Below are 18,387 nucleotides of genomic sequence, written 5' to 3' on the forward strand. Positions count from 1 at the left end.
AAACTGCATCGATTCCAAAGAATACTGCATCTGTAGTTTAAATCAAAAGATAAATAGGATGAAAAGGTGTTTAATAATTGGCACTATATTATTGTTTTCGTTAAATCTGTTCGCGCAGTTGCCGTATCAGAACCCTAAACTAACTTCCGAAGAGAGAGCCAGGGATTTGATATCCCGCCTGTCATTACAAGAAAAAGCCGACCTGATGTGTGATCAGTCAAAGGCTATTCCTCGTTTAGGAATAAAAAAGTTCAATTGGTGGAGCGAAGCTTTGCATGGCCTTGCGCAAAGTAACGATGTTACCGTTTTTCCTGAACCTATTGGCATGGCGGCATCATTTAACGATAAACTTGTTTTTAATGTATTCGACGCCGTCTCTGATGAATTTCGTGCCAAATACAACCAATCAAGAAAAAATGGTGAAGAAAACCGCGCGTTTCTAAGCCTTTCGGCCTGGACGCCCAATATCAACATATTTCGTGATCCGCGTTGGGGCCGTGGACAGGAGACGTATGGCGAAGACCCTTATTTAACCTCGCGCATGGGCATTTCGGTTGTAAACGGTCTTCAGGGGCCTGCTGATTCCAGGTATAAAAAGCTGCTTGCCTGTGCCAAGCATTTTGCTGTTCATTCAGGTCCGGAGTGGAGCCGGCATACGTTGAACCTCAGTCAGGTGACCCCGCGTGATTTATGGGAAACCTACTTGCCAGCGTTCAAATCGTTGGTGCAGCAGGCCGATGTCCGTGAAGTAATGTGTGCTTATCAGCGTTTGGACGATGAACCTTGCTGTGGCAGCACCCGTTTGCTTCAGAAAATACTTCGCGACGACTGGGGCTTTAAATATCTGGTTGTGTCTGATTGCGGGGCGATAGCCGATTTTTATAGTAATCATAAGGTTTCCTCCGACGATATTCATGCTGCTTCTAAAGGAGTTTTAGCCGGAACCGATGTTGAATGCGGATTTGGCTACGCATTTGAAAAATTGCCCCTGGCTGTGAAAAAAGGGTTGGTAACGGAAGAGGAAATAAATAAACATTTGACGCGGGTTTTAGTTGCTCGTTTCGACCTGGGCGAGATGGACAATGACTCACTTGTACCGTGGTCTAAGATTCCTATGTCGGTAGTAAATTCAAAAGATCATCAGAAACTGGCGCTCCAGGCGGCGCAGGAATCTATGACCTTGCTGCAAAATAAAAGCAGTATTCTTCCATTATCGAAATCAATAAAAAAGATCGCGGTAATAGGCCCGAATGCAGATGAAAAGCCCATGATGCTGGGCAACTATAATGGTTATCCGGCAAATACCGTCACCATTCTGCAAGGCATTAAATCCAAACTCACCGATGACAGGATATTTTACGACAAAGGCTGCGACCTTACCGAAGATATGATCACGGAAAGCATCTTTGGAAAAAGTTTGTTTAATGGCAAAACTGGGGTAGAGGCCACCTATTGGAACAACAAGGAATTCAAGGGAGAGCCCGTAGCACACGATCAGGCTGTTAACCCAATACAGTTAACAACGGCCGGCCAGCATCAATTTAGCGCAGGGGTAAACCTTAAAGGATTTTCCGGTAAATACGAAACTGTTTATAAAGCTACAAAATCCGAAATGTTAGTTTTTAAATTGGAGTACGCCGGAAAATGCCAGGTAGTTGTTAACGGCGACACGTTACTAAATAAGGATTCATACCAGGCTGTCCCTGCCAGGATACCTTTCCAGGTCGAAACGGGAAGAGAATACAAAATTGAAATCAGGTTTTCGGCGATTTTTGAATGGGTAGACGCCAGCTTAAAACTAAATGTTGGCAGGGAAATACCTGTTAACTATGATGATTTGATAAGTAAACTGAAGGGAATAGACGTGGTGGTTTTTGTCGGCGGCATTTCTCCTAAATTAGAAGGTGAAGAAATGGCAATACAAATCCCTGGCTTTAAGGGAGGCGACCGTACGGATATTAATCTTCCTGCCTCACAACGTAAGTATTTGCAGGCGCTGAAAAAAGCAGGTAAAAAGATTGTATTTGTAAATTGTTCTGGTTCTGCTATCGCGTTAATGCCCGAAACCGAAAGTTGCGATGCCATACTACAAGCCTGGTATGGAGGGCAATCGGGCGGACAGGCGGTGGCCGATGTTCTGTTTGGAGATTATAATCCATCGGGGAAGCTACCCATTACATTCTACAAAAACTCGGACCAGTTGGGCGATTTTGAAGATTATTCCATGAAAGGAAGAACGTACAGGTTCATGAACGATGCCCTTTTTCCTTTCGGCTATGGATTGAGTTATACAACTTTCAACATTGGAGAAGCCCGGTTTAATAAAAATTCTATAAATGCTGGTGAATCGATTGTATTGACAATTCCCGTGTCAAATACCGGCAGACTGGATGGAACCGAGGTAATACAGGCTTATGTACGTAAAGTAAATGATGCCGATGGCCCATTGAAAACGTTAAGAGGATTTAAACGCGTGGAAATCCCCCCAGGAAAAACTCAGCAGGTTATTATCGAGTTGGGTTCTGCTGCCTTCGAGTTTTTTGATTATGACCAGCAAAAAATGACGGTTGCTCCCGGCGAATACGAAGTATATTACGGAACCAGTTCAGATTCAAAAGATTTAAAAACGGCCAGGATTTCGATTGGGCGATAAAACCGGAAACCATGATAGTTGGAATACCTTTTTTGTCATTCCAAAATCGTTAACCAGTTTGTTCTGGAATATCAATTTTAAGTAAAGAATTCATTGGAAGTGCGGTCTCCGATTGAACTTTTGTGCTGAAAGGTCCCGCCATCGAAATTTGCAAAATGCTAACAGTAAACAAAATAAACATTCAACAAGAACTTGATTTTTGTTGAAATAAGAAATCTTTTATGAAAAAATTAATTCTACTTGCTCTTTTATTTGCTTCAAGTATTCAATTTCATTGTTTATACGCGCAGGAATTACCTCAATTAAAGCATGAGGGTAATATAAACAGATTGTATGTTGATGGTAAGCCATTTATTATGATTGCGGGAGAGTTGCATAACTCTACATCCTCTAACCTAACATATTTGGCGCCCATTTTACCCAAATTAAAAGAAATGGGACTTAATACAGTTCTCGCATCTATTGCATGGGAACAATTAGAACCACAGGAGGGCAAGTTTGATTTTTCTATTATTGATGGAATAATATCCCAGGCCCGCGAAAGCAAACTAAAACTTTGTCTGCTATGGTTTGGAAGCTGGAAAAACGGGCTTTCTACTTATCCGCCGCTTTGGGTAAAAAAAGATTCAAGGCGCTTTTTTAAACTGAAGCAAAGCAACGGGAGCACCGGTGAAGTAATTTCGCCCTTTTGCAAAGAAGCGCAAATTGCAGATGCTAAGGCATTTGTGCAATTGATGAAACGAATAAAAGAAACAGACAAGGAACATACTGTTGTCATGATTCAGGCCGAAAATGAAGTTGGGGCATTCCAGGATATAGATTACAACAAACAAGCGCTCGATTTATTTCATTCTCAGGTTCCGGAAACCTTAACCCGGTATTTGCAAAAAAATACAAATAATCTGAGCCCCGAAATGAAATATGTTTGGCGAAAAAATGGAAGTAAAACTAAAGGCACATGGTCGGAAATATTTGCTGATACGATGAAAAGTGCACAAAACTTCTTCATGACGTGGCAATACGCCAGCTATATTAATGAAATATGCCGCTTAGGCAAAAAAGAGCTAAACCTTCCTATGTATGTAAATGCCTGGCTGGTTCAACCTGCTGATTTACCCGGGGTATATCCCAACGGCGGGCCTGTATCCAGGGTAATTGACATTTATAAAGCCATTGCGCCTGATATTGATTTATGCGCACCTGATATTTACGCGCCTAACTATAAAGAAATATTGTCGATGTACCATCGGTCTGATAATCCGCTTTTCATTCCCGAAAGCACTACTGAACAGGCCCGGGCTTTTTATGCCTATGCAGAACATGATGCCATTTGTTTTTCTCCTTTTGGGATCGAAGATGCTTATCCCAATTTGGCTTACCGGCAGGCAATCTCTGTAATAAATGAATTAATGCCATGCCTGATAAAATATCAAGGAACAGGTAAAATGCGAGGCTTCATGCGCACTAAAAATATTAAGGCCGACACGCTTGTATTTGGCGGGGATAAAGTAATTGTAGAATATAATGATTGGGACAAAACAGGATATGGCCTGGTTATTCAAACTGCTCCGGATGAATATTTGGTAGCAGGCATTACAGCACGACTAAAATTTGAATCTGGAAATCCATCAAAAAAAATTCGCATTGGCCAGGTGTTTGAAGGGGGATTTGAGGGAGGGAAATGGGTAACTTCCCGTATGCTCAACGGTGACGAAACCTGGCATCATGATTGTCTTATTGTAACAGGTCGAAAAACAATGATCTCTCAAACATTAGAAGGACAAGTAGTTCCTCCTCAGCCGGGGCCAAATCAACCTGTATTGGAATCAGCTAAGAGTGTAGAAGTCCAAACTCCCGCGGTCTATAAGGTGATTACTTATGAAATGAAATGAAAAAAAACTTTTTGAAAACTCCCGATCTTATTTACCTTTTTAGACAATGCAGAGTATTCTTTCCAAATATTCAAGGTTGGAGCGATATTAAACAAAAAACAAAAAACTATCGACCTGAACTCACCTAAAAATTACTTGAATTTTTTTATTTAATTTATTAGTCGTGAGGAATGAAAACTTGTATATTGGCATTCAACATTGTTGACTATATGTAAACCTATTTTACTATTAAAGTTTTTGGATATAAGAATGAAAGGTTCAAATATTGGCGCACGTATCAAAAAATTGAGGATTAGTCAAAAAAGGACTTTGCAGGAAATTGCCGATAGCAGTGAGCTATCAAAAAGTATGATATCCAAGATAGAAAATGATAAAACAATACCTTCGGTTGCCACGCTGGTCAAAATAGCTAAAGCTTTAAGTGTCTCTATTTCAAATCTATTGGAGGGTGATGGTAGCTTAAGTACCATTTTAACCACCAGGCAAACTGCTGAAGATAACCTGGTACTTACTGATAAAGGATATGCTATCTATCCTTATGGTTCGGGCTTTCATGAAAAAAAAATGCAACCTTTTTTATTTGTTGCTAAAAAGAGTGAAGTAGTACCTCACCGGTTATCACATGAAGGTGAAGAGTTTATTTATGTTATCAGTGGCGAAATGAAGATGCAGGTTGGAGAGATAGAATATCATTTACGGGAAGGCGACAGCCTTTATTTTGATACTTTACAAAAGCACGGTATTATGCCGGTTTCAGATACGGTTACTTACCTGGATATTTTTATTTAATAACCTTTTCTGTTACTTATTTAGTAATGGACATTAAAACGGTCAAAACCAAATTATACCAATGAAATGGCCCGGTAAATACCAGGGATACCATTTTTGTTACACCGGTGAGGTTAGTGCCTTTCCAAAATGATTCACGGGCGTAGCTTCTTTAGTGGCGGAGATTGAAACAGGTGAGGAGTACATTGGTATTGGTAATGCCGTTTAAGCCCACAGGAGCAGGGTAAATATAAACATGCTGAACGAACAGCAATTGGATACGAGATAAATAAAAAACATAATCTAAATATGAAAAAGCTATTGAGCAACAGTTTGAAGGTTTTATTGATGATATTGGTTTTATGCAGCAGGGCTGTTGCTCAGCATGTTTTAAATGAGCCCACACAAATAACAGTAGATCTATCAAAGCCTATAGCCCCGATGAATCCAGTTTGGGCCTGGTTTGGTCACGATGAACCCAACTATACCTATATGAAGGATGGCAGGAAACTGCTTACTGAACTGGCTGCCTTAAGCCCTGTACCAATTCATATGCGGGTGCATAACCTGCTTACTACGGGCGATGGTACGGCAGCGCTAAAATGGGGATCGACTAATGCTTATACCGAAGACGCAAACGGCAAGCCTGTTTATAACTGGCACCTGGTAGATAGTATATTTGACACCTATATTAAACGGGGGATTAAACCATATGCCCAAATTGGTTTTATGCCCGAAGCCCTGTCAACCCATCCGAAACCTTACCGGCACTATTGGAAACCTGGAAGCAATTATAATGATGTTTATACTGGCTGGACATATCCACCCAATGATTATAATAAATGGGAAGAGCTGATATACCAATGGGTAAAACATTCGGTTGAAAGGTATGGGAAAAAGGAGGTGGAAAGTTGGTACTGGGAAGTATGGAACGAACCAAATATAGGCTACTGGAAAGGCACCATGCCCGAATTTTTTAAGATGTACGATTATGCCGCCCATGGCCTTAAAAGAGCCTTGCCGACCGCTAAAATAGGCGGACCGGAAATAGCCGGAGGATCGAGCAAAAGCGGGATGAAGTTTTTGAAAGCCTTTATTGAACATTGCGTAGCCGATACCAATTATGCCACCGGCAAAATAGGTTCGCCGCTGGAAGTGATATCATTTCATGCCAAAGGGCAGCCGGTGTTAACTAACGGCCGCGTATGGATGAATATGGCCCCGCAGCTGCGTGATATTGCCGAAGGATTTAAAATTGTGGCATCGTACCCGCAAACTAAAAATGTACCCATAGTTATCGGCGAATCTGACCCCGAAGGCTGCGCTGCCTGTGGTATGGCTACCAATCCATCCAACGCCTACCGTAATGGCACCATGTACTCCAGCTATACTGCGGCTTCTTTTGCCCGTAAATACCTGCTTGCAGATTTAACTGGTATTAACTTTATGGGAGCTGTCTCCTGGTCGTTTGAGTTTGAAAACCAGCCCTGGTTTTACGGATTCCGTGATTTAGCTACTAATGGCGTAGATAAACCCGTGCTCAATGTGTTCCGGATGTTTGGCAAGATGACGGGCCAAAGGGTAACCGCCTTAAGTAACCATATGTACCCGCTGAAAACGGTTTTGGATTCCGGCATCCGGCAGCAAACCGATGTTGGTGCGTTGGCGTCGCATGATGCCAGGTCAGCATCTGTAATGATATGGAACTATCATGATGAAGATAAACAGGGATCGCCCGAACCAATAAAACTATCAATTAACCACCTGCCGGCAAAAACAGTGACCGTAACACATTACCGTATTGACAACGAGCACAGTAACTCCTATGAATTATGGAAAAAAATGGGCTCTCCACAAACACCCACACTTGCCCAAATAACAGAATTAGAAAAAGCCGGACAACTGCAAACGATGGGTAAGCCCGTAAGGTTAAAAAGTAATAATGGAAGCCTGGTAGTGGATATTTCGTTACCAAGACAAGGTGTTTCCTTAATTAAATTAAGCTGGTAATACAGCTTAAATGCACCGCTTTTAAATGATAATTGTTAAACTTATTTTTAAAAACTGCTTAATTTGATGTTGTATCCTAACTGGGTACGGCCGACAAATTTAAAGCGAAATTTATATCGCCCTGCTGGTATATCAAACCTGGTAAAAAATGAAATATATCATACTTATTACACTTTTAATAGCAAGCAAAAGTTTAGCCTTTGCCAACACAAATAAACCTATCGCTGATACACCTGCACATGGCAGCATATTACTTGATGCCGATGGCCAGCCCATCAATGCCCATGGCCCGGGTGTAATGTATCATCAAGGTATCTATTACCTTTTTGGCGAAATAAAAAACGGAAAAACCTGGCTTGTTCCCGGCCAAAACTGGGAAGATTACCGAGTTCCGGCAGGTGGGATATCCTGTTATTCATCTACCGATCTGAATCATTGGAAATACAGGGGTATTGCCTTGAAACCGGTAGTTAATGACCCGGGTAATGACCTGGATACCGGCCGGGTGATAGAAAGACCCAAAGTGATCTACAATGAACATACAAAGAAATTTGTGATGTGGATGCATATAGATAAGAACGACTACAACTATTCGCGGGGTGGTGTCGCCATAAGTGATAGCCCGGCTGGGCCATATCAATACCTGGGGAGCATAAAACCCAATGACCAAATGTTAAGGGACATGACCTTGTATAAAGATGATGACGGTAAAGCTTACCTAATCTATTCATCCGAAGATAACAATACCATGCATGTTTGCCTGCTGAGCGATGATTATTTAAAGCCAACAACAACATATGTAAGAATATTTGAGAATAAAAAAAGGGAAAGTCCGGCTATTTTTAAAAATAAGGGAAAATACTATTTAATTACCTCAGGGTGTTCGGGTTGGTCGCCGAATGCGGCATCGTATGCGGTTGCCGATAACATAATGGGGCCATGGATAGAACAAGGTAATCCATGTAAAGGACCCAACGCAGAAGTGACCTTTTTTTCACAGGGAGCATTTGTGCTGCCCGTTGCTGGCGGGGTCGGAAAGTTTATCTTTATGGGAGATGTGTGGAATAAAACCGACCTGGAAAAGTCTGCTTATCTATGGTTGCCTTTAAGCCTAAATGATGATAGGGTAGAGATTTACAACCCTTAACGTAGCCATCTGAATTACTTAGATATTTTTACCGGAGTAGTTTTTGTTTACTTTGATGCAAAAGCAGGTTGTTTTATAAAATAGTCTATAGCAATTACAGGCGGTTATCTTCGTCGGGGACAAAACATTTCAACTATTTGCTTTTACCTTTTTCCGGTACTCGTTTGGCGAGCTGCCCATCAGTTTGGTAAACATCCTTGAAAAATAGTATTGATCTTCTATTCCTAAGGTTAAAGCAATGTTTTTGATAGACATGGTAGTAAATGAGATATACTGACACGCTTTTTGAACTTTTAGCTGGTTAAAATATTCAATAGGGGAGTAGCCTGTTTTTGCCCGGAAAATGGCCGAATAATGCGAGGTAGATAGCTTGGCGAAGCCACTCAGGTCGTCAAGCCTTATCATAGTATTAACATGGTCCTGCATGTATTGAATTGTTTTTTCAACTACATCGTTATCGGCAGGCTTATCGTCAAGATGGTTAAACTTGTCCTCATAGATAAGCGAGGATAGAAAATGCGAGAATATCATGTTTACGTAACGTAGTGCATCGCTGCTGTAGCCTTTCTCCAGGTTAAAGCAAATGTCTTCAAACAGCTTTATCCGGTCTTCATTAAAAGACAGGTACGGTTTGTAATTCTCTGAATTTTTCAGGATCAGTTCTACTATAAAAGATGCTATCTCGCCTTTAAAGTGAATCCAGTATATCGTCCATGGCTTATCCATATTGGCGGCATACTTATGCGGGGTATTGGCTGGTATGGCAATAAATTGCGATGGCGAAACCTCTACCTTTTTCTTATTGATTTCCAGCCAGCCGTAGCCTTCGGTGCAATAAATAATAATATGCTGATTTATGCCGTTGGGGCGCTCGGCGTAGTGGTGCCTGGCTTTGGGGTAGTAGCCAATATCGGTGATGTAAATCTGTTTGGTAACCAAATCCTTACTTAAAAAGTTGGTGATGATCTTTTTGGGCAGCACAATAAGTTTTTGCCCTTCAAAACCATCCCGCCGCCTGATAACCGTGCTTTTAGTCATTTTTTTGGATGGATAACGTGGTAATTAGCGCTTCGTATTTAACTGGTTGATCCCCGGCTACAAACATTCACAAAAAATATGGAAACATTGGCAAAAAAAACAAATAATTGAAATTGGCAGGGCGTAATAAAGTCCATCATTTCCGTAACATTAACTATTTTTTTATCCTGTTTAATCCATGACATTTACATTGTAACCAATTAGTGATACCATGTAATATCAAATGCTTCTTAGTTGTTTTAATTAAGATTTTGGGTATGAGACTGTTAGGAGGTTTGTCTTTTATTTATGACAGCCAACAGGAATCTATCTATGAAAATACACGTGTTGAAATTAAACCTGGCTATTGCCGATAGAAAAAATATAATTACACTAAATGCAGCACTTTAACAAAACAACAGGCCGGTATAAACTAAGCTTAAATAAACCATTCAGGTTAATAACGGTATTTGTTTTAACACTATGCGGCATAGCATTGAAAGCCCAGGAACTACAAAAAAGTGCAGATAATACCACCATCAGCAGCCCACAGGTAAAAATTACGGTTGATAAAACAACCGGCACAATTAACTATTTGTTTACCAATGGTATGCATATCGATAATGCAGTGGCTTACGTCCGCGATTTAAATTCGGGCTACATATCAACCGTTGATTTTTCAAGCCATGCCTGCTCAACAAAAGAGGCGAATGATAAGATTGGCAAATGGCTGCGCCTCATTGTAAAGCATAGCGATACAAAGCACAGCATTAGCATTACCCAGTCTTTCACCCTTTACCAGGGCAAACAATATGTGCTTGTTGATGTAAGCGCCACATCTTCGGGTAAGCCTATCGAAACCCGGGATATCAGCCCTATGGCTATCCTGCCGGCCAATAAAGGCGGATTGTTTATTCCCGGTACCGAGCCGCGTATTTTGGATGTGCCTTTTGATAACGACGACTGGACGCCAACTTTGGAGCGGATCTGGCCGAAAGGCGACGAGCCCAAAAGTAAAGGCATTAGCTATGAATTTTTAGCTGTTTATGATCAGCTTAAAAACTCAGGTTTGATTATAGGCAGCGTAAACCACGATTTCTGGAAAACGGGTTTAGCTTATCAAACCGGAACACAATTGGGTTATGTAGATTCATTAAACGTTTTTGGCGGTGTAGCTACGCCGGATGACCCATCTCTTAAATCGGGCTACGGTGGTTTGGATGGTACGCATGACCATGCCGATCACGGTACCATGCTGGGCCAAACGGTAAATTCGGCCACTGTTTACATCTGCGGATCGGACGATTTGCATGAAGCTTTTAAAGATTATGGCCGGGTAAATTCCATCATCAATGGCAAGCAAACCTGGGAGGGCGCGGCCCCTGTTTACTGGAACAGCTTTGGGGTTGAAGGCGTGCTGGGTTACGAAAAGGTGATGATGCCGCCTGCTGTAAACCAGATCTCGGATTTCATCCATTCCATGCCCAACTTTGGTGCTTACTCCAAACCAGTTTTAAGTATCGACTCGTACGACCAGGGCATTTACACTACCGAAGTTTTAAAATCAATAGGGGAGTATGGCGCAAAAAACGGCCAGCAAATGGGGTTTTATTTTACGCCTTTTGCCATGTGGAGCTGGAAGAATGATACCAAAGGGCGCAAGCTGCCGGGTACCGATGTAATGTTTGAGGATGTGTTGTTGCAGGATAAAAACGGTAAGGCCATCATGTACAAAGATGGTGAATGGGGCGCTTATGCCATGGATCCCACGCATCCGGCGGTCAGGCTTTCTATCGTATCGCAGTTGAAAAAGGCAAAAGCCATCAATGCCAAATTTATCAAGATAGACTTTTTAACGGCGGGCACGCTGGAGAGCACCAAACGCTACGATCCTAAGATCCGTACCGGGATACAGGCGTATAACTATGGGATGAAAACGTTGCGGCACCTGGTTGATTCTATTATGGGTAAGGATGTTTTTATCACCCAGGCCATCTCGCCGCTGTTTCCCCATCAGTATACTCACACCAGGTTTGTATCTACCGATGTTTACTCGCACCTGCGCGACGATCAGAAAGGTTTTCCTAATTGGGGCAGTACCGAATCGTCATTAGCCACAGGATCGCATATGGGCTGGGTACAGGGCACTTTGTTTCCTTATACCAACCTGGATGTCAGTATCATGGAAAACTTCCAGAAAAACCCGGATCTGAACGAGCAGGAAATAAAGGTGCGGCTGTATGCCATGATGGTGATGGGCAGTATTTTGGGCGATGGATCTGATTTCAGGAACCCGATAGCCGCCTACCGCGCGCAGGAATTTTTGAATAATAAAAATATCGCCAAATTTTTTAGCGATCCTAAAGCGTTTATTCCCCTTAAAATGGCCGATGGTGAAAGCTTTGATCAGCAGCTGTCATTTTACCTGCCGGGCGATACCACCATGCTGGCCCTATTCAATTTCGACCTTAAAAATGATTTTAAACAATCGTTTAGCAGGCAGGCATTGGGTCTTGATGCGCATAAAAAATACGAATTCAGCGATTTTATGACTGATAAGGCAATTGGTGAATTAAAAGCTGACGCCCAAACATTTAGCATGGCAGCCAACACAGGCGATGCCCTGCTGGTAAAAATAGTAGCGGTAAATTAATGATAAAAATAAACTGTAATATTATGCCACCACCAGTTAAACATATCCACCTAAAAAATGAGTAGTTCAAAAAGCTTTAACAGTAGTTATATTATTGGTATTTCCTTTATTTCGGCCCTGGGCGGGTACCTCTTTGGGTTCGATTTCGCGGTGATTTCGGGCGCGCTGCCTTTTCTGCGCACCCAGTTTGCCTTAACTCCGGTATGGGAGGGGTTTTTAACCGGTTCACTGGCTTTAGGCTGTATAGTTGGCTGTTTGCTGGCAGGCAACATTGCCGATAAATATGGCCGTAAACCGGGGCTTATCATCGCTGCTTTAATTTTCGCGGTATCATCTATAGGGATAGCGTTTTCTGCATCCCTAACTTACTTTCTAATCCTGCGCTTTGCTGCCGGGATAGGCGTGGGTATGGCCTCCATGCTTTGCCCCATGTATATTGCCGAAGTTTCGCCCGCCGAAGTGCGCGGCCGTAACGTGGCTATTAACCAGCTTACCGTAGTGATTGGCATATTGGTGACCAACCTGGTCAACTACTTCCTGGCTGATCACGGTGCCGATTCATGGCGCTGGATGTTTGGTTTAGGCGCAGTACCATCGGCCATATTTTTAATTGGAGTAACCTGGCTGCCCGAAAGCCCAAGATGGCTCATGAAATCCGGTCAGCCTGCTAAAGCCAGGGTTATCCTCAACAAAATTGGCTCGCCTGATTTTGCCGAATCAACCTTTAAAGCAGTAGAAAAATCGCTGGTCGGCTCAACCAAACAATCATACGCCATGGTGTTTGAAAAGGCAGTTCGCCCGGCCGTGGTGGTGGGTATTACGCTGGCGGTATTCCAGCAGTTTTGCGGTATTAATGTGGTGTTTAACTATACTTCAACCATTTTTGAATCGGTAGGGGCAAACCTAAACAGGCAATTATTCGAGACCGTAGCCATTGGCGTGGTTAACCTGGTATTTACCTTATTAGCCATGTGGCAGGTTGATAAACTGGGCCGCCGCCCGCTGATGCTTTGGGGTTCGCTGGGTTTAGCTATTTTGTATATCGTACTGGCATTCCTGCTGCAAAATCATTTCCCGGCGGGGCTGGTATCTATATTTGTGCTGCTGGCTATCAGTACCTATGCTATTTCGCTGGCGCCGGTAACCTGGGTGCTTATTTCCGAGATTTTCCCCAACAAAATTCGTGGCGTGGCGTCGTCCGTGGCCATCGTATCGCTTTGGGGGGCTTACTTTATCCTGGTGTTTACATTTCCTATCCTGGCCAAAATATTGGGCGCATACGGACCATTTTACCTGTATGCGGGCATCTGTTTTGCGGGCTTCCTGTTTGTAAAGGCCAAGGTGAAAGAAACAAAAGGCCAAACTTTAGAAGAGTTAGAAGACAATTTAATAAGACATTAAAATATAATACATAGTATGCAAAGTTCAACTGTTTCCGTTTGGGAAGAGCAAGTAATTATCCCCACTTATGGTGTTGGCAAGCCCGATAAAAACCCCATGTTTTTTGAAAAAAGGGTTTACCAGGGCAGCAGCGGGGTGGTTTATCCAAACCCGGTGATTGAAAAAATTGCCGATGAAAAAGAAGATAAAGAATACACAGGCCTGTTCCTCGAGAATAAATACCTCAAGGTGATGATACTGCCGCAGTTAGGCGGCCGTATTCAAACAGCCTTTGATAAGGTTAAACAGCGCCATTTTATTTACCATAACCAGGTAATTAAGCCTGCTTTGGTAGGTTTGACCGGTCCCTGGATCTCGGGCGGCATCGAATTTAACTGGCCGCAGCATCACCGTCCAAGCACCTTTGATCCGGTTGATTACAAGCTGGAAGAGCATGCCGATGGCAGCAAAACCGTTTGGGTGAACGAAGTGGAGCGCATGTTCCACACCAAAGGAATGGCCGGTTTTACCCTGCACCCCGATACGGCCTATATCGAAATAAAAGCCAAACTGTTTAACCGCTCGGCCCTGCCGCAAACTTTTTTATGGTGGGCAAACCCGGCAGTAAAGGTGAATGACTATTACCAATCGGTTTTCCCGCCTGATGTAAACGCTGTTTTTGACCACGGCAAGCGCGATGTATCCGATTTTCCGATAGCAACGGGCACTTATTACAAGGTTGATTATTCGCCGGGTACCGATATTTCGATGTACAAAAATATTCCGGTACCCACATCATACATGGCCATCAATTCCGATTATGATTTTGTGGGGGGCTATGAGCATGATAGCCAGGCCGGCTTGCTGCATGTAGCCAATCACCATGTATCGCCCGGCAAAAAACAATGGACCTGGGGCCACAGTGATTTCGGCCAGGCCTGGGACAGGAACCTCACCGACGAGGATGGTCCGTATATTGAACTAATGACGGGCGTATTTACCGATAATCAGCCCGATTTTAGCTGGCTGATGCCTTACGAAGAAAAAACTTTTACCCAATACTTTTTACCCTACCGCGAGTTGGGAATGGTAAAAAACGCATCGAAAGATATTTTACTGGCGCTAAACAAAACTGACGATAAGTTAACTATAAAAGTGCAGGTAACATCGGTGCAAAATAACCTGTATATCAGCCTCACCTGCAGGGGCGAAGAACTGTTTAAGCATACTGGAACGATCGTTCCCGAAGCTGTTTTTGTTAAGGAATTAGCCGTTGCTGCCGGGTTAAACGAAAATGAATTTTTGCTCGTTATCACCAATGGCAGCAGCCAGGAAGTATTGCGCTACGAACCCGCCAAAAACAAAAGGGACGAAATGCCTATCCCGGCCAGGCCTGCTTTGGAACCCGCCGATGTGGAAAGCGTGGAACAACTGTTTTTAACCGCGCAACACCTGGAACAATACCGCCATGCCACTTATAGCCCGGTACCTTATTACGAGGAGGCCTTACGACGCGAGCCCACCGATATTCGCAATAACAACGCTTTAGGCAAATGGTATATCCGTAAAGGCCAGTTTGCCAAAGCCGAGTCGTTTTTGCGGCAGGCGGTTGAAACCAGCATTCAGCGCAACCCTAACCCCTACGATAGCGAACCTTATTATAACCTGGGTTTGTGTCTGAAATATTTAGGCAAAGCCGATGAAGCATACACGGTTTTTTATAAGTCAACCTGGAGCAATGCCTGGAAAGATACCGGCTTTTTTGAGGCGGCCAAAATAGATATGGCCCGCGGGCACTTTGCGTTAGCGTTAGATCATATTAACCAGTCATTGGATAGAAATGCCAATAACAGCAAGGCTTATGTGATAAAAATAGCCGCCTTACGCAACCTCAACCAATTGGATGCAGCCTTTAAAGTGGCTGATGCCGCGCTTGAGCGGGATGCCTTTAACTTTGGGGTTATTTTCGAAAAAATTCAGCTTTATAAGCAGGAAGGCGATGCCGGCATAGTTGCAAAATGCCTGGATGAACTGATCGCCCTTTCAAGAAATGATGATCAAAATTATATAGAATACGCCCTTGATTATGCCGCCGCCGGTTTATATACCGAAGTCGGCCAGCTATTGCGGTTGGCGTTAAAAAGCGAAGGCAACAACCCGATGGTTTATTACAGCCTGGGCTATTTCAGCCACAAAAACGGCGCACACGATGAAGCCCAAAATTGGTTTGAAAAGGCCGCCGCAGCTGATCCTTACCTGTGCTTTCCCAACCGTTTAGATGAGGTGAAAATATTACAACTGGCAATGGAGCTTAACCCCGCTGATGCCAAAGCACCTTACTATTTAGGCAACTTATTTTACGATAAGCGCCAGTACGACGATGCTGTAAGCAACTGGGAAAAAGCCGCAAAACTGGATGACAACTTTCCCACTGTATTCAGGAATTTGGCCATTGCCTATTTCAACAAACATAACAATGCCGAAAAAGCATTGACCTATTTTGAAAAAGCATTTGCCTTAGATACTACCGATGCACGGGTGCTGATGGAACTGGATCAGCTTTATAAAAGGTTGAACTACCCGGTTGGCGACCGATTGAAATTTTTAGAGGAAAACCTGCAGGTTGCCCAACAGCGCGACGATGTTTACCTGGAGATTGTTACCCTTTATAACCTGTTGGGCCAATACGATAAAGCCCTGGGTTTGCTGATGAAACGCCAGTTTCACCCATGGGAGGGCGGCGAAGGTAAGGCATCCGGCCAATACGTGTTTAGCCTGGTGCAGCTGGCCAAACAGTATATTGACGAAGGCGACTTTAATAAAGCCATAGCCAACTTAAACATGGCTAAAAGCTATCCGCATAATTTGGGCGAAGGCAAATTATACGGTACACAGGAAAACGACATCGACTACTGGCTGGGCCGTGCTTGTGAAGGTTTGGGCCAGGCTGATGCAGCTAAAAGTTATTTCACGCTATCAACCATCGGTTTAGATGAGCCATCCGCCGCCGTGTTTTATAACGATCAGCAACCCGATAAGATCTTTTACCAGGGCCTGAGCTGGAAAAAACTGGGCGGCCCGGAGAAGGCAAAACAGGTTTTTAATAAACTTGTTGCCTACGGTAAAGCCCATGAAAATGATGTAGTGAAGATAGATTACTTCGCGGTATCGCTGCCCAACCTGCTCATTTTTGATGATGATTTAAACCTGCGCAATACCATCCATACTTACTTTTTACAGGGCTTAGGTATGTTGGGCTTGCACCAGTTTGATGCCGCACAGGCCATGTTTGCCAAAGTGCTGGAGCTTGACGTTACCCACGCCGGTGCAAAGGCCCATTTAGCAATGACCAAACAGCAATTGAAAGTGACAGATTATTAATTAGTCTTAAGTCCAAAGCCTTAAGTTTTAAGTCCAAAGCTTAAGATTTAAGGCTTCTGGCTAAATAAAACAAGGCGACGCGCATTGGTGTTGCCCTTGTGCATCATTTGGGAAAGCTAAAAAATTTTAGCTCAACTTAATACGTGTTGTAATTACAATAATATACTTTACCTTGAGCTACAAATACAATGAAATGATAATCAAAAGCCAAATGAACGTGTCGCGCCAGGAATGGGGCGAATATTTTGGCCGCAAGATTTATTTATTTAAGATTGAAAACGCCGCCGGCGCATATATTGAACTTACCAACTACGGCGCAACGCTGGTATCGGCAGTAGTGCCGGATAAGGCCGGTAATTTTGAAAACGTAGTATTAGGTTACAGTTCATTAACCGGGTATATAGCCGATGAATGCTATTTAGGGGCCACCATAGGGCGCTTTGCCAACAGGATAGGAAATGCAACATTTGCTTTGGATGGCCTTGTTTACCATTTAGATGTAAATGACGGTAACCACTCCAATCATGGCGGCTATGCCGGTTTTAACACCCGCGCTTTTGATTATACAACAACAGAGCATGGAATATCATTCAGCCTTCAAAGTAATGACGGCGACGGAGGGTTCCCCGGTAGCCTCGAACTGGTAGTAACCTACGCCTGGACTGAAGATAACGAATTGAAAATAACCTACCAGGCCACATCCAACCAAAAAACGATTGCCAATTTTACAAACCATGCCTACTTTAACCTCTCCGGAAAAGCAGGCGGGATTTTTGACCATAGCCTCAAAGTTTACGCCGATAAAATATTGGATGTTGATGCCGCGCACCTCCCAACCGGCCTGATCAATGAGGCCGGCGACCGGGCTTTAAACGGTGAGGTTTTAAGGGATAAAATGATTGCTAATGGCGTTATTATCAATGGCTATAACCATTGTTTCGTGTTGCAAAATAACGATGCCAGTGAACTGAAAAAAGCGGCATTGCTCACAGATAACGCATCGGGGCGCAAGGTAGAAGTACTTACTTCCTACCCATCAATAGTGGTGTATACCGGCGGCTATCTTGAAAGTAAAATCCCCGGTAATTATCCGAGGCCATACCAGCCTTTTGATGGCTTATCCCTCGAGTGCCAGTACTACCCGGATAGTCCTAACCATGCCAGTTTTCCTTCCACAGTACTGGGGCCGGGCAACAAATATCACGAAGTTATTGTGTATAAATTTGGGGTTGTCGCTTAATTTCTCTACCCCTTTTGTAAGCTGTAAGTTTGTGATAATAATACAACATTTTTTAACACAAAACAGGTAATTATCTTTCACTTTTTTTCAGAAAAATGCAAAAAATATGCAACTTTTTTGCACTGCAAAATATTGCCTGAAGAAAATCTCCCGCCATCGCCTTCTCCCCGAAATCACAAAAAAAAGGCACTCATTTTTGCCCCGCAAACGGGTATTTGATAAAACCGTTTTTTAGGGCGTAAAATC

General features: G+C 43.1%; 10 protein-coding genes. 9 read left to right on the forward strand and 1 reads right to left on the reverse strand.

The genetic code is table 11. The annotated features are described in order from the left end of the window. Positions 1-58: 58 nt before the first annotated feature. The 5 genes from xyl3A (at position 59) to AC1DXF_RS06160 (ending at position 8,470) form a co-directional block, all read left to right on the forward strand. The gene (xyl3A, locus tag AC1DXF_RS06140; RefSeq protein WP_477447181.1) at positions 59-2,653 is read left to right on the forward strand and encodes a xylan 1,4-beta-xylosidase; all 2,595 of its coding nucleotides are present in this window, start codon (positions 59-61) and stop codon (positions 2,651-2,653) included. Between the two features lie 221 nt (positions 2,654-2,874). Continuing rightward, positions 2,875-4,545 carry a GH35 family beta-galactosidase gene (locus AC1DXF_RS06145; RefSeq protein ID WP_477447183.1) on the forward strand — a complete coding sequence of 557 codons (1,671 nt, stop codon included), beginning with the start codon at positions 2,875-2,877 and terminating at the stop codon, positions 4,543-4,545. 249 nt (positions 4,546-4,794) lie between these two features. Continuing rightward, the gene (locus tag AC1DXF_RS06150) at positions 4,795-5,334 is read left to right on the forward strand and encodes a helix-turn-helix domain-containing protein (RefSeq protein ID WP_477447185.1); all 540 of its coding nucleotides are present in this window, start codon (positions 4,795-4,797) and stop codon (positions 5,332-5,334) included. A 288-nt stretch (positions 5,335-5,622) separates the two neighbouring features. Further along, positions 5,623-7,323 (forward strand): GH39 family glycosyl hydrolase, encoded by a 1,701-nt coding sequence (locus AC1DXF_RS06155; RefSeq protein ID WP_477447187.1) that lies wholly within the window; start codon positions 5,623-5,625, stop codon positions 7,321-7,323. A gap of 148 nt (positions 7,324-7,471) precedes the next feature. Further along, a complete protein-coding gene (locus AC1DXF_RS06160) occupies positions 7,472-8,470 on the forward strand; it encodes a glycoside hydrolase family 43 protein (RefSeq protein ID WP_477447189.1) in 999 nt (332 codons plus the stop codon). A gap of 129 nt (positions 8,471-8,599) precedes the next feature. Here AC1DXF_RS06160 and AC1DXF_RS06165 read toward each other — a convergent pair whose 3' ends face one another. Further along, the gene (locus tag AC1DXF_RS06165) at positions 8,600-9,508 is read right to left on the reverse strand and encodes an AraC family transcriptional regulator (protein WP_477447191.1); all 909 of its coding nucleotides are present in this window, start codon (positions 9,506-9,508) and stop codon (positions 8,600-8,602) included. Positions 9,509-9,884: 376 nt separating this feature from the next. Between AC1DXF_RS06165 and AC1DXF_RS06170 the strand changes: the two genes are divergently transcribed. The 4 genes from AC1DXF_RS06170 to AC1DXF_RS06185 all read left to right on the forward strand — a co-directional run bounded on the left by AC1DXF_RS06170 (position 9,885) and on the right by AC1DXF_RS06185 (position 18,141). After that, on the forward strand, positions 9,885-12,140 hold the full coding sequence (locus AC1DXF_RS06170) for a hypothetical protein (RefSeq protein ID WP_477447193.1): 2,256 nt from the start codon (positions 9,885-9,887) through the stop codon (positions 12,138-12,140). Between the two features lie 57 nt (positions 12,141-12,197). Beyond that, the gene (locus tag AC1DXF_RS06175) at positions 12,198-13,541 is read left to right on the forward strand and encodes a sugar porter family MFS transporter (protein WP_477447195.1); all 1,344 of its coding nucleotides are present in this window, start codon (positions 12,198-12,200) and stop codon (positions 13,539-13,541) included. Between the two features lie 15 nt (positions 13,542-13,556). Beyond that, positions 13,557-16,901 carry a DUF5107 domain-containing protein gene (locus tag AC1DXF_RS06180; protein WP_477447197.1) on the forward strand — a complete coding sequence of 1,115 codons (3,345 nt, stop codon included), beginning with the start codon at positions 13,557-13,559 and terminating at the stop codon, positions 16,899-16,901. 193 nt (positions 16,902-17,094) lie between these two features. After that, on the forward strand, positions 17,095-18,141 hold the full coding sequence (locus AC1DXF_RS06185; protein ID WP_477447199.1) for an aldose epimerase family protein: 1,047 nt from the start codon (positions 17,095-17,097) through the stop codon (positions 18,139-18,141). Positions 18,142-18,387: the final 246 nt, after the last annotated feature.

Source organism: Mucilaginibacter sp. P2_A5 (assembly GCF_056404995.1).

Bases quoted from the DNA above. Each gene is read 5' to 3' on its own strand.
- xyl3A (WP_477447181.1), top strand. From the start codon at position 59: ATGAAAAGGTGTTTAATAATTGGCACTATATTATTGTTTTCGTTAAAT.
- AC1DXF_RS06180 (WP_477447197.1), top strand. From the start codon at position 13,557: ATGCAAAGTTCAACTGTTTCCGTTTGGGAAGAGCAAGTAATTATCCCC.
- AC1DXF_RS06185 (WP_477447199.1), top strand. From the start codon at position 17,095: ATGATAATCAAAAGCCAAATGAACGTGTCGCGCCAGGAATGGGGCGAA.
- AC1DXF_RS06145 (WP_477447183.1), top strand. From the start codon at position 2,875: ATGAAAAAATTAATTCTACTTGCTCTTTTATTTGCTTCAAGTATTCAA.
- AC1DXF_RS06165 (WP_477447191.1), bottom strand. From the start codon at position 9,508: ATGACTAAAAGCACGGTTATCAGGCGGCGGGATGGTTTTGAAGGGCAA.
- AC1DXF_RS06150 (WP_477447185.1), top strand. From the start codon at position 4,795: ATGAAAGGTTCAAATATTGGCGCACGTATCAAAAAATTGAGGATTAGT.
- AC1DXF_RS06170 (WP_477447193.1), top strand. From the start codon at position 9,885: ATGCAGCACTTTAACAAAACAACAGGCCGGTATAAACTAAGCTTAAAT.
- AC1DXF_RS06175 (WP_477447195.1), top strand. From the start codon at position 12,198: ATGAGTAGTTCAAAAAGCTTTAACAGTAGTTATATTATTGGTATTTCC.
- AC1DXF_RS06155 (WP_477447187.1), top strand. From the start codon at position 5,623: ATGAAAAAGCTATTGAGCAACAGTTTGAAGGTTTTATTGATGATATTG.
- AC1DXF_RS06160 (WP_477447189.1), top strand. From the start codon at position 7,472: ATGAAATATATCATACTTATTACACTTTTAATAGCAAGCAAAAGTTTA.